12 protein-coding genes are annotated in these 13,054 nt (G+C 42.9%); 2 read left to right on the forward strand and 10 right to left on the reverse strand.

Annotated features, from left to right (window positions below):
* Nucleotides 1-260: 260 nt before the first annotated feature.
* On the reverse strand, nucleotides 261-1,361 hold the full coding sequence (locus IM450_RS11445) for an alkene reductase (protein ID WP_287671026.1): 1,101 nt from the start codon (nucleotides 1,359-1,361) through the stop codon (nucleotides 261-263).
* A gap of 923 nt (nucleotides 1,362-2,284) precedes the next feature.
* On the opposite strand from IM450_RS11445, the gene IM450_RS11455 reads away from it, so the two are divergent.
* Nucleotides 2,285-3,850 carry a B12-binding domain-containing radical SAM protein gene (locus IM450_RS11455; RefSeq protein WP_287671028.1) on the forward strand — a complete coding sequence of 522 codons (1,566 nt, stop codon included), beginning with the start codon at nucleotides 2,285-2,287 and terminating at the stop codon, nucleotides 3,848-3,850.
* Between the two features lie 112 nt (nucleotides 3,851-3,962).
* Here the strand turns inward: IM450_RS11455 and IM450_RS11460 are convergent, their stop codons facing one another.
* The 3 genes from IM450_RS11460 to IM450_RS11470 form a co-directional block, all read right to left on the reverse strand.
* On the reverse strand, nucleotides 3,963-5,807 hold the full coding sequence (locus IM450_RS11460) for an AAA family ATPase (protein ID WP_287671030.1): 1,845 nt from the start codon (nucleotides 5,805-5,807) through the stop codon (nucleotides 3,963-3,965).
* 83 nt (nucleotides 5,808-5,890) lie between these two features.
* Nucleotides 5,891-7,792 carry an ArsA family ATPase gene (locus tag IM450_RS11465; RefSeq protein WP_287671032.1) on the reverse strand — a complete coding sequence of 634 codons (1,902 nt, stop codon included), beginning with the start codon at nucleotides 7,790-7,792 and terminating at the stop codon, nucleotides 5,891-5,893.
* Nucleotides 7,793-7,804: 12 nt separating this feature from the next.
* The gene (locus tag IM450_RS11470) at nucleotides 7,805-8,488 is read right to left on the reverse strand and encodes a GvpL/GvpF family gas vesicle protein (protein WP_287671034.1); all 684 of its coding nucleotides are present in this window, start codon (nucleotides 8,486-8,488) and stop codon (nucleotides 7,805-7,807) included.
* 92 nt (nucleotides 8,489-8,580) lie between these two features.
* Between IM450_RS11470 and IM450_RS11475 the strand changes: the two genes are divergently transcribed.
* On the forward strand, nucleotides 8,581-8,919 hold the full coding sequence (locus tag IM450_RS11475) for a gas vesicle protein (protein WP_002803830.1): 339 nt from the start codon (nucleotides 8,581-8,583) through the stop codon (nucleotides 8,917-8,919).
* A gap of 150 nt (nucleotides 8,920-9,069) precedes the next feature.
* Here the strand turns inward: IM450_RS11475 and IM450_RS11480 are convergent, their stop codons facing one another.
* The 6 genes from IM450_RS11480 to gvpN all read right to left on the reverse strand — a co-directional run bounded on the left by IM450_RS11480 (nucleotide 9,070) and on the right by gvpN (nucleotide 12,689).
* Entirely contained in the window at nucleotides 9,070-9,330 is a 261-nt protein-coding gene (locus tag IM450_RS11480) for a gas vesicle protein GvpG (protein WP_002803833.1), read from the reverse strand.
* Nucleotides 9,331-9,344: 14 nt separating this feature from the next.
* A complete protein-coding gene (locus tag IM450_RS11485) occupies nucleotides 9,345-10,079 on the reverse strand; it encodes a GvpL/GvpF family gas vesicle protein (protein ID WP_002803840.1) in 735 nt (244 codons plus the stop codon).
* 15 nt (nucleotides 10,080-10,094) lie between these two features.
* Nucleotides 10,095-10,568, reverse strand: a complete 474-nt coding sequence (locus IM450_RS11490) for a gas vesicle protein K (protein WP_002803841.1) — start codon at nucleotides 10,566-10,568, stop codon at nucleotides 10,095-10,097.
* A 375-nt stretch (nucleotides 10,569-10,943) separates the two neighbouring features.
* A complete protein-coding gene (locus tag IM450_RS11495) occupies nucleotides 10,944-11,252 on the reverse strand; it encodes a hypothetical protein (protein WP_002803843.1) in 309 nt (102 codons plus the stop codon).
* The gene (locus tag IM450_RS11500; protein ID WP_287658242.1) at nucleotides 11,209-11,619 is read right to left on the reverse strand and encodes a gas vesicle protein; all 411 of its coding nucleotides are present in this window, start codon (nucleotides 11,617-11,619) and stop codon (nucleotides 11,209-11,211) included. Before IM450_RS11500 ends, IM450_RS11495 begins: the two co-directional genes overlap by 44 nt.
* 29 nt (nucleotides 11,620-11,648) lie before the next feature.
* Nucleotides 11,649-12,689 carry a gas vesicle protein GvpN gene (gene gvpN / locus IM450_RS11505; protein WP_002803848.1) on the reverse strand — a complete coding sequence of 347 codons (1,041 nt, stop codon included), beginning with the start codon at nucleotides 12,687-12,689 and terminating at the stop codon, nucleotides 11,649-11,651.
* Between the last annotated feature and the right edge of the window lie 365 nt (nucleotides 12,690-13,054).

The raw sequence follows: 13,054 nt of genomic DNA on the forward strand, positions 1-13,054 counted from the left end.
ATGCTTCGCCCCTACAGAACGCGGGCCGATGAAGACGCAAGGTTTTGAACGACGATTCTCTCAAAATCTTGCACCTGTTTCGGAAGAAAAGCCCCAAAACCCTTACTTTGCCTACATTTCACATTTATTCAGCAAACCCTAAGTAGGTAGGTATTAAAAACTTTCAGATCCCCCCGCCTATCGGCACCCCCCTTATCAAGGGGGGCAGGGGGGATCAAACCTAAAATCCATTTTTAATTTAATTATAACCAGCTACTTAACTAGGGTTTATAACTGGGAAAATCGATATAACCTTCCTTGTCAAAAGAATACCAATCTTTCATCTCAGCATCGGGATTAAGGGGCCAATTATTGGCGAATCTTTCCACCAAATCGGGATTACTGATATAGGGGCGACCGAAAGCAATTAAATCAGCGTCTCCTAACTGAATAGCGGCTTCAGCAGTTTCTTTTGTATAACCACAATTGCCGATTAATGCACTATTAAAAACAGCCCGAAACTCGGATAAAAGCATCGGTTGACCCTTTTCATGAAAACCAAAAGCCAAGCCATCTAGCAGATGCAAATAAGCTAAATTGTACTCATTTAATCTTTGGGCAATATAGAGAAAAGTTTCTCGAAAATCCTCGGAACCCATGTCATTATAAACTCCATTGGGAGACAGACGCACCCCCACTCGATGACTGGGAAAAACAGTTAAAATTGCCTCGACCACTTCCTGCAAAAAACGATAACGATTTGCCAAACTGCCTCCGTACTTATCCTGACGCTGATTAGTGGCCGATTGTAGAAAAGTATCGATTAAATAACCATTAGCCCCGTGAATTTCTATGCCATCAAACCCCGCTAATTTTGCCCTCTGAGCGGCTTGACGGTAATCGGCGACAATTGCGGGGATTTCCTCGGTTTCTAAGGCTCTAGGGGTCTCGTAGGGCTGTTTGCCGATGGGTGTATGCAACTCCCCCTTAATCTTAATTGCGGAAGGGGCAACGGGTAAAGCCCCATTTTCCTGAAAACTAGAATGAGAAGCGCGACCACAGTGCCACAATTGACAAAACATTGGTGTTCCTTTTCTTTGGGCGATTTTTGTCACCATTTGCCATGCTTGCGCTTGTTCATCGGTGTAGATACCGGGGGTATTTTGCCAACCGTTAGCTTGGGGAGAAATTACCGTCGCTTCTGTAATCATTAATCCCGCGCTGGCCCTTTGTCGGTAATACTCGGCCATTATCTCATTAGCAAGACGTTTTTCTCCGGCTCGCGCTCGCGTCATGGGAGCAAGCACAAGACGATTTTCTAGGTTTAAATCTCCCAATTTAAATTGACTTAAAAGAGCCAGGGAAGTAGTGAAGGAAGTCATCGAATTTGCCGATAGAGAATTTAGGTTAATTTTACCGCAATTAGTTAAAACCAGACAATCACACCCCAGGATGATTGACTGTCTATCTGCGAGATTGTTCCTCTCCTAAGGGAGGAGAATTAATCGGACAACTGGCTGAATATAATTAATATTGGTCATAAATCTGACTATAATTACAAGTTATTTAATTTATTCATCTTCCCAAATTAAAGAGATATAAACTATATTTTCTGGTAGTTGAGTCATGATAAATTTCTTGGCAATTTTGGCATCAGAAATATTGCTTAAATCTCAAGAGATAGGAACCTTAACTATTCGATCACCCAAATAATACCACAAATCCACCTGTCTCCAGTTATGTATGAGGGGACTACCCCCATTCCATCACCTCCCTGACCATTTCTCTCAAGTCATCCTTCTTGGTCTTTCCCTCTCGCTTGTCATCAATACGAAAATTAATAGGAGACAATTTTTTGTCTAGTTCGGTTAAAATAGTGTAATTAAGCTTATATTTATCTGACCAAAAATAGTCATGATCGAGATGTCTAGTAACTTGTTTTGTACCTATAAAACAGACTTTCTAGGACTAAAAATCAACTTTTACTATTCGGTGCTTACGAATTTTAAGAGGGTTTTTCAGAATCAGCATTTTTTAGCAAACCTACCCAAAAATACCCAAAAGAGGCAAACAGCCTCTACATTGCGTTGATAAAAATGGGAAAACACGAGTTTTTAGCAACCATCGTTCATTTAATTGTGGTCATCTCGATAAAATTGCTGTTTTTTCACGATAAAATTGCTGTTTTTTCACGATTTATTTAGAACTAATTTATTAGTAAAAAAAGATGTTAAAACAGTCTTGATCGACTGGGGCTTTCTGGCTAGTATGTAAAGCATATAGCTTCTTCATTGGAGACACCTGAATGAAAGCCCTATTACTATGGCCGCTGATGCCCAACTCCTTTTGGTCCTATCAAGAGACTTTAGATCTAGCCGGTTTAAGATCAACTAATCCGCCCCTGGGTTTAATTACAGTGGCGGCCCTATTGCCATCGGATTGGGAAATCCGGTTTGTTGATCGCAATGTCCGATTGGAAACGGCTTCGGATTGGGAGTGGTGCGATTTGGTAATCATCTCCGCCATGATCATTCAGAAAAAGGACTTTCAAGAATTGATTGCCAAAGGGTTGCAGTTGGGTAAAAAAGTGGCTGTAGGCGGGCCTTACCCCACCTCCTATCCAGAAGTTGCCCAAAAAGCTGGGGCAGATTACCTGATTCTCGATGAAGGAGAACTGACAATCCCTCTGTTCTTGGCGGCCCTGGAGCAGGGTGAACCGAGTGGTGTCTTTAGAGCCAGTGAGAAACCAGATGTAACCATGACACCGATCGCCCGCTATGATTTACTAGATCTGGATGCCTATCTGGCGATTACCGTGCAGTTTTCTCGCGGTTGCCCCTTTCAATGCGAATTTTGTGACATCATCAACCTCTATGGCCGCAAACCGCGCACCAAAACCCCAGAACAAATGTTGGCTGAGTTGGAGACGTTATATCAACTGGGCTGGAGGCGCTACATTTTTGTTGTGGATGACAACTTCATTGGCAATAAGCGGAATGCCAAGGTGTTTCTGCGGGAGTTGATCCCCTGGATGGAGCAACACCAGTATCCCTTTAAACTGATTACGGAAGCTTCCCTTAATCTGGCCGAAGACAGTGAACTGATTGAGCTAATGGTCAAGGCCGGCTTTATGCTGGTGTTTATGGGGATTGAGACACCAGATACCGATAGCTTAATGGGCATTAACAAGGTTCAAAACACCCGCCAATCCCTGATCGAATCCTGTCACAAAATTACCCGCATGGGGCTGCAGATTATGTCTGGCTTCATTATCGGTTTTGACAATGAGAAACCAGGCGCAGGGCAGCGGATCAAAGATTTTATTATGGAGGCGAGTATTCCCCAGGGGCAGTTTAGCCTGCTCCAGGCACTGCAAAATACTGCCCTGTGGAATCGCCTGCAACAGGAAGGTCGTCTGGTGGATGGCATGGGTACTTTCCATCAGGGAGCGATGATGAACTTTGAGCCAACTCGCCCGGTGGAAGAGATTACCGAAGAATACATCGATGCTTTCTGGGAAATCTATGATCCTGTTAACTACCTGAAACGAACCTTCAACCATTTCATGATCATGGGGGGATGGCGCGGCAAATCGAACCGTAAATTAGATGGGCAACAGTGGCAATTGTTCCGCTCCTTGCTCTGGCGGCAGGGGATTGTCCGACCGACGCGCTTCCGTTTCTGGTGGCAACTGGCAGTGATTGCCTGGGTCAAACCCCGTCTGCTAGAAGAGTATCTAGCGACCCTAGGGATAGGTGAGCATTTTTTTGCCTATCGCTATGAAGTCAGAGAACAATTACTAAAACAACTAGCCGATTTGAAGCAACAGAAAGCAAGGGTAGCCCAGCTGGAAAAAACGCTGAAAAGCTAGACAATATCGCAGACAAACAGTCAATGCAGACATTTTGGCAAATTTTTCTTTTTAGGATGGTTTTCCTGAGTTGAGATTCTCCCCCCTTACTTTAAGTAAGGGGGAAAAAAAATCAATTGGCACGCTGTTCAATCAACAGTTGGTAAGCATGATTAAAATCAGCCGTTGTAATGCGAATCTCAGTTGGGTCAGTCATTCCCTGATGGCGATAACGACGAATTGCCATCAGTGCCGCTTGGTTACATAATAACGCTAAATCTGCGCCATTCCAGCCTTCGGTTGCCTCGGCCCAATAGCCTAAATCCACATCCTCTAAAGGACGTTCATCATTATGAACCCCCAGAATTGCTAAACGACTAGAGGCATTCGGTAAATCAACTTTTAACTGTAAATCCAACCGTCCCGCTCGCAATAAGGCTGGGTCTAAGGCATCGGGGCGATTAGTGGCTCCAATCACTAAAATCGTTGCCCCCGTTTGCAAACCATCTAACTCGGTGAGGATTTGTCCCACAACCCGGTCACTCACGCCTGAATCCCCACTATAACGACCTCTTGCCGGTGCCAAAGTATCAATTTCATCAATAAAAACCACACAAGGGGCTGCCTGACGAGCTTTGGCAAACAACTCACGCACCGCCTGTTCACTCGCCCCCACCCATTTACTCAAAAGCTCAGGTCCATTAATACTGATAAAATTAGCTCGCGCCTGAGATGCAACCGCTTTGGCCAATAAGGTTTTTCCCGTTCCAGGGGGACCCCAAAGTAAAATACCTTTGGGAGCTTGGGCTTTGGTTTGCGTATATAATTGCGGATGGAGTAATGCCCCTTCCACGGACTCCTGTAGGGTTTGTTTAATCTGTTCAAGTCCGCCAATATTGTCCCAGTCCACATGGGGAGACTCCACTTCCACAGACCGCAACACCGCCGGTTTAACCTCTTTCAGGGCTTGCAAAAAGTCGGCTTGGACCACCGTCATTGTTTCTGGAATTCGCGAGTCAATTGTAGGAACCTGCCGCCGCAAAGCACTATAGGCCGCTTTCTGGCAAACGGCTTTTAAATCTGACCCGACAAATCCCACCGCATTATCGGCAATCATATCTAAGGAAACTGATTCATCTAGGGGCATGGAACGGGTGAGAATTTGGAGGATTTCTAAACGGCCCTTGCGGTCAGGCACCCGAAAGAGGACTTCTCGGTCAAACCGTCCAGGGCGACGGAGGGCAGGGTCAAGATGGTCGGGACGGTTTGTCGCCGCTAGAACAATCACCCCTTGACTTTGGGCAAAGCCATCCATTAAACCCAGCAATTGGGCCACCAGTCTTTTTTCTACTTCCCCTTCAACTTTACTGCGATCGGGTGCCATGCTATCAATTTCGTCAATAAAAACGATACAAGGCGCATTCTTACTGGCTTTCTCAAAAATTCCCCGCAGTTTTTGCTCAGCCTCCCCATAATATTTGCTGATCACCTCTGGTCCGACTAAGGCAATATAGTTAACACCGAGTTCTTCGGCCAAAGCACGGGCAGTCAGGGTTTTACCGGTTCCAGGGGGGCCGACTAAGAGAACGCCGCGAGTGGGTTCAAGTCCTAACTTGGCCAACAAGTCAGGGCGCTTCAGGGGAATGGCAATTAGTTCCTTGAGTTCTTTAATCACTTCCGTCAAGCCACCAACATCCTTCAGGGAAGCCGTGGTCGGTCCTTCGGGCGGTGTCACACTGTCTTCAACCCCTGAATCGTTGGGGGTATCGCGATTGCGATTCACCTCAAAATCATCCCCACCAGAATTGTTCGGGCGATAAACTCCCCCTGGACGGGGAATACCGCCAGCGCGGGGAATGTTACTCAAGGGACGAGAGTTAAACTGCACTTCGGTTTTAATTTCCCCTTTTTCCAGTTTTTCCTCTAAGGTTTTAGCCAGTTCGACTAATTGCTCAAAGCCTTTGAATAGTTCTACCATAAAATTTCTCCTGAGTCAAGTGAAGGATGGGGACTGGGTAATAGATGAGGTTAAGAAGTCCGACTTGATTAGACTAATTACCTTTAAAATAACAGATCTGCCGCGGCTTTTACCCGGGCTAAAGGTTCTACTGACCGGGGTAAACTGGCTAAGCGGATCAAAGTTTGCTCTGGGAATAAATCCCGATCAATTTCCTCATTAGCATGATAACGATTCTGCACGACATAACGTTGATAGACTCCCTTTTTTTTCAAAGATGCTGTCAATCGCAGTTGTTCGGCAACGATAGCATCTTGGGCTTGCAAAACTCCAATAAATTCTGTATGTTGGGGGTCTTTGAGTTTTTTCTGGGCAGACATCACCTGTTGTCTTAAGATTCGCAATCGTCCCATTAAATCTACACGCCCTAAGACATCTTGATACTTCATCCAAAGCTTAAAAATCCAACTTAACCAATCTCCTAAAGCCGTTGGCATTTCCAAAAATCGCAGGAGATGACCGGTAGGAGCCGTATCTAAAATAATCAAATCTTGTTGTTTCTGGTCTAATAACTCCATTACTTTTACTAGGGACAACATTTCATCAATTCCTGGCAGAGATTGAGCGACAATTTGTCGCCAAGCTTCTGGAGTATAAGCTAGTTTGATGTTCCCTTCTTCCTTACCTTCACCACTAATCATTTCTGCCAGTTCCCATAAATAATCATCCCGAAATTTTTCTAAAACGATATTAGCATCAACTTCTTGACCACTTAAATTAGCAGTTAATTGTGTGGATTGATGTCCTAATTTTGTCCCAAAGGCATCTCCCAAAGAATGAGCCGGATCAATAGAAATAATTCTAATTTTTTGATCGGGATGACGATTAGCTAACGCCCAACCAATGGCCGCGGCAACCGTGGTTTTTCCCACTCCACCCTTGCCACCAATGATAATGAGTTGGCGTTTGTCGTCAATAAAATCACTAAAACTCGGCAGAATTTTTTGCGGCCATTGAATAGGAGGCGGGGCCATAAATTCTACTTTTTCGATAATTTCAATTTGACTCATGATCTGATCTAATGCTTCACCTCCTAGAGGTTCTTTTGCCTGTTGGGGCAGGGTGAAAATTGTCTCTTGACCTGGAATTTTTAGGAATTTATCGAGGAGTTGCTGTTGCTCACTGTAGCGATCTAAATTTTGATTAGGATCCGTTAGAATGCGATTAATAAATAATCTGCCGCAGGGAATATTTAAGTGATGCAAACTATTGAGTAATCGTTCGGTTTCTAATAAACTCATCGGTTCGGCAATTGCCACAATTAAACAAAGGGTAAAATCCCTATTTTGTAGGAGTTGTTTGCCTTCGGTTAATTCTGATTTTGTTTTGACTAAAAAGCCATCCACATCATCGGCATTGTAGGTTTTTGCAAAAGTTTGCGAAATAACACGATGTTTTTCTTGAAACAACTCTAAAGAATTGAGAATAATCTCTAAAAAGTCTTTAATTTCCAATAAATTTAAGGTATGACCAGAGGGGGCCATATCAACAACAATTCGATCAACAACATTCTCTATTAGTAATCGTTGAATTTCTAATAGACCCATGATTTCATCTAAACCTGGCCAGTCTAAATCCCAAACGGGAGTTAAGTCTTCTCCTTCAACAAAACTGCCCCGTTCTACTAAAATTTCTAAAAATTTTCCGTATTTTTCTTTAAATTCTAAGAGCAATTTTTCCGCATCTAATGCCCTAACTTTTAAGTTAGGTAAGTCTTTTACAGGTAATGCCTCATCGCTAACTTCTGTTTGCAATACATCCCCTAAAGAATGAGCAGGATCGGTTGAGATTAATAGGATTTGTTCCTCGGGAAATAATTTAGCCCAACGGCGAGCAAATCCACAGGAAAGGGTGGTTTTTCCCACTCCTCCTTTGCCACTAAACATAACTAAATGTCGAGTGTCATAGCAACTTAGAGAGTTATTTACCAAGTTAAAGTTAGTCATAGAGAAATCAAGTTAAGTAAAGTGATAGGGGGGAGAAACTTGTCCTAATTGTAATTCCCAACGGGGGCAAGCTTTCTGCCAATGCAAGACTTGCTCGATTAGTAAAGGTTCTTCTTGAAAATTAACTAAAAGATAAATTCGTGATTCTGTCCCCGGAGCAGTAATAATCTTCGTTGACGGATAGCTTTGGGTGATTAAATGCCCGAGATTTTGCCATTCTGAACCTTGCAAAGTATAAAAATCCTGTTGGGCTTCATAATGCTGTTTTTTGGCTAAAAAATATTGTCTGCCCTTGCTTTCAGAAGAGAGTACAGGCTCCTCTGGCTTACGGGGAATACATTTTAAAAGATATTCTCCTTTTCCCTCAAGTTCTTCAATTTTTTCTTGATATTCTTGGGCATGAGAACAAAGATGAGTCAGTAAATTTTCTGCCTCTAAAAAAGATGTGCCAAAACGTAAGGGTAAAATAGTGGTTTGTTGAAATAATTCACAGATGACTCGATCGTGACATAAAACGGATTGAATCAAGCGTTCATCATCATTTTGTAAAGTGTCTAAACAAACTTCGGGTTCGACTACGACCGAGAGATCTCCACCAGTTATCAGTAACAATGGGTTAGCCATTCCAACTGGTAATTTTAGGCTTTCTATGGGGGTTTTCAAAAAAGCGTAAGTATATAGATTGTACAATTTCATAGGGTTGACCGAAAGAAAATTGACGATTTTTTACAAGTTTTTATATTGGGGCGTTGATATGCTAGAATATTCTAAGTTATTCAGGGATTGTTATGACAACCACTCGTCCACCCAGACCAATTAGATCTAAAATTAGCACCATGCCTCGGAAACAATCCGAAGCAGATCACCAACTTGAGCTTTATAAGTTAATTACTGAAAAACAACGTATCCAAGAAAAATTAGAAATGATGGAGCGGCAGATTCAGCAATTAAAAAATCGTCTCACGTTTGTGACAGAGCAAATTGAGACCACAGAACAAAGTATTCAAAATTTGCGTACAGCCAATCCTCCTAGTTTAAGTTTAGCTAAAAAACCTGATTCCCCCAAAACTGTTGCTCACTCCTCTAATGATTCTAGTAATTTCCAAACTTTTTACCTAGAATATTAAGGCTTAACCAAGGGCTAGTTCTGACCAAGCTTCGACGAGTTCTTGAGCTTGTCAAATCCGCCCTTACTAAGCTTACAGTTTGTGATTTTGTTCATGACCTATCTGGTGGCAAAGATTGCCAGTTCTGAAACTGCGAAGTATAGAAAAATTTTAGAGAGAAGATTCAGCTTCGTTTTCTGCCGCCTCTTCTTCTAAGGCTTGAATTTTTAATAAAAGTTCTTCTTCCCGAATTTCAAACTCCTCCTCAGAAATATTACCCATATCGTAAGATAGTTGTAGGGATAATAATAATTTGTGCAAATTTTCCGCCTCATCATATTCTATATCTGCACGCTCTTGAATTTTTTCCCCAATCCAGATCAGACCACCAATAGGGCCGGTAACAGGAAGAAGTAAAAGATCGAGAAACATAACTGATAATCTCCTTAGATAAGTTGGGCAAAGGTATAGGGTGCAGTTAAATTGTTATAGCGAATCCTTAGGCGATCACCAAACTGCTGATCGATCGCTTCAACGTTTTGGCTAAATTCCGGCTCTTGCTCCCAGGGAATTAAATAAGCTGCATTGTAAATCATGTCATCCGTCATCGGATCGCTTTCAATCACCTCTTGGGCGCAATGATTTAATTGGTCTCTAAAGACTTGAATAATGTCTTGTTTCCGTTGCAATACAGTGGCTTCAATGAGTTGACCTATATGGATAATTTCTTCCATATTTAAGTTTTTCCCCATCATCGCATCCCGTTCTTGTTTTAACTTAGGATTAGACTCCAAAGCCGCTTGTAATTCCCACTGATTATCCCAAAAAATCTTAATGCTAACCTCTCGTTGTCCTGACAGTTTAGCAAATAATTCTTTCAGTTGGGTTTTATAGGGAGTAATTAGTTGTTCGGTGACAGATTCCCAGGTTTTGATAACTAAGCCAAACCGCAGGGGCAACAACGTTGTAAACCCTGCTTCCATGACAGTTTCTAATACTTTTTCATGGCAAATTAAATAGCGACGGGATGCCAAATACTTCTCTTTATGAGCAGCGGAGTAGAGAAAACTAAAACCATCAATCATCTCACTGTGAACTGGCTCATTATCAATCCCCTGCAAAACCAGTCCGTCAGGAACTGGTTCGGGAAATATGCCATATAAATAAAGACCCACTGTCATCAGTATTCTCCCAAATTAAACTGGCTGAGAAGTTAAAACCAAACGAAGCTTTAGATGAATTAGATCTAATTGAGCTAAACCCAGATCAACATTTCCTTCCACAACAACTCCTGTATTGAGAAGTCTATCCACTAATTCTAACACAGAAGGCTTAATACCCTCCTCTCCCGGGTAATAACTCCCTGCTTCCGGTAAAAGAGTGCCAAACTCTCCTAGGTGGACATTTAAATCTTCTGGCTCAACCTCAAAAATTTCACACAAATGGAGAATTTGTTCTTGCAATTTTTGTATACTTTCTGCAGCCCTATCTAAATCAGACTCACTGAGAACCCCTTTTTCCATCCGGCGAATGATTTGGGCTTCGAGCAATTGGCGTACCAGTTCCACAACAGTTAACAGTAAAGGGGCTAAACCGGCTTGGCTATTACTTTCTGGACTGGTCAGCAAGGCTTGATTATCAGAATCGTAAGGTGTGCAAGCAAGTGTCATGGTTGGAGTTGGTAAATGAGGAGTTCTTAAGGGTGAGTCTCTAGTGGGGGGCTTGGCCAAGAAATTTTATCTGAGGGAAAAAATGATGTAACCAAGCAATGTCAACTTCCCGCCACCCTGTGAAGATTCTAGTGACGAATTTACCCGACAGGAGGAATGTGCTTGATTATTTTAACTGGTATCGTAGCCCTCGATTGCCCCCGATTGGGGTAGGGATTTTAAGGCTTAAAGTTTAGCTGCCGAGGTTTCTGTTAATAAGGCTTGGGATTGGCTATAGAGATAGAAGTCGCTTGCCCACCCATTAATTGCCATCTCCCTTGCTCTATCAACAGAGGCAATCGTTAACTGCTGTAAACTTCTTGACCGTTTGAGGATTCAATTGAGGAATTTCAATATATACGAGGAATGTGCTTGATCGTTGGGACTGCCATCACGTCTCTCCATTACACTCCATTTGGTTAAGGATTTTAAGGTTTGAAGTCGGCGTGAAAGTTCCAGGTTTTCTGCGAATAAAGCTTGGCCTTGGCTAGGGAGGTAGGGATAACCTTGCAAGCTGTTAATCGCAGTTTCCCTGGCCTTATCAAGGGGGGCAATCGTCTCGTGTAAATTTCCTAACCTTTGAGGATTCAGGTGAGGAATTTCACGCATCTGAGGAATGTGCTTCATCGTTCGGACTGGTATCATGGCTCTCCATTGCACTCGATTGGTTTAAGGATTTTAAGGTTTCAAGCTCAGTTTCTAGGGTTTGCAGTCGGAGTGAAAGTTCCCGATTTTCTGCTAGTAAAGCTTGGGATTGGCTATGGAGGTAGGGATCACCTTCCCACCAGTTGATTCCCATTTCCCTGGCTTTATCAACAGAGGCAATTAACAAGCGAATGCGGATATTTATAAGTTCAGTGGAGGCGATCGAAACGGAAATATCGCCGGCAATCACAATTCCTTTATCTAAAACTCGTTCGAGTATATCCGCTAAACTCGAACCTTGAGTTGCTGTTTTTAGGGAGTTGTTTGACTGGTTTCTGAGCGAGCCAGCAAAAGTGGAAGAAGTCACGGTTGGTTTCACTCAATAAGAGTATATAATTAGTCTTTTCGCTGGGGCAAGTTGCCTCGCAGTAAAGATTGAATGGCTTTTAAGGATTGATTTCCTGTCGAAGGCTCAGAAGTTGACGCTTGGCCCTCGGAAGGCTCCGTTTCCTCTACAACGGATAGGGGTTCTACCAGATCGTCGTCGAGGATTTCCCATAAAATTGCTCTTGACTTATCAATAGATAAGTTCGTGCGGGACAAAAGAACATCGGCGCAGATATCACGGAAGTCCGCATCAGAGGAGCTAGCCACAATATCGTGAGAGGCACAGACCTTAGCAATCATTAAACAAGAGCGCAAACCTGAAGTTTTTTCAGCCTCGGTTTTCAAACGAAAGGTTTTGACGAGGTTGACAATAAATAAGGCATCATCTCGACCAATCCCCGTTTTTTTGGCAAGAATTTCGGTCTGAGTCAGTTGATCTGGTTCAGGCATATTAATGGTTACTAACCGATCCATTAGAGCATCTTGGGTAGCATGAACCCCGCAATATTCTTCTGGGTTGGAGGTGAAAATTGCCCGAAATTGAGAATTGACTTGTAGGTAATCGGGTTGATGGCTAGTGGGTGGCAGGGTGAGAATTTTTTCTTCCAAGGCAGAGAGTAAAACGTTGTTGACCTCAGGTCGAGAACGATTGAACTCATCATAAACTAGGGTAAAACCCTCTCGACAGGCCATTGTTAAGCGAGAATCCACCCAGTTGTGTTTTAGCTCGTCTTCAACTTTGAGAACGCTGTGGATATAGTTATCCGTCAGCTTTTTATGGGTATAACCAGATTGGCTACCAATTAAATCGGAACTGCTAAAGTCATCATCGCCAAAGATTAGCATCACAGGTCTGGCTAAACAATTGGCCAGGTGCATTGCCAAGGTGGTTTTTCCCGTTCCTGCTGGACCACATAGATGAATGGAAAAACCAGAGTTTAGATAACGTAAGGCGCGAGTGGCAATTTGATCAATCGAAGGCGTAACAACAAATTGACCGGGGCGAAGGGAGAGAACGGATCTTCTTGTTTGAGTTTCAGTAAATGTCATAGTCGAAATCTAGTAAATACCATTGATAATCCCCGCCTGAAGCGGACGGATATTCTCGATCTAACAACTGCTGGTTCAGGTTTCCCTTTAATAACCGAGTAGGCAAGGACGCTCGTGTTACTCGAATTTTACGGCAAGTTTAATCGTCTTTAGCTTTTAAGGCTTACCTCATAATAATATCACAAAAAATTAGGAACTGTCATCAATTAGATCTAGAACCTTGATTTTGACATCCTCGCCGCCCTAAAAGTGCGGCGATTCCTAAACCTCACGATTTAAGTTTCTGCTTCCACCACCGTCGCATACCACAGTTAAAAAACCATGTACTGTCTTACACAGAGTCCACAGACTTTCGCCCCATTTCA

Source organism: Microcystis sp. M083S1, assembly GCF_020246405.1.
Lineage (GTDB): Bacteria > Cyanobacteriota > Cyanobacteriia > Cyanobacteriales > Microcystaceae > Microcystis > Microcystis aeruginosa_C.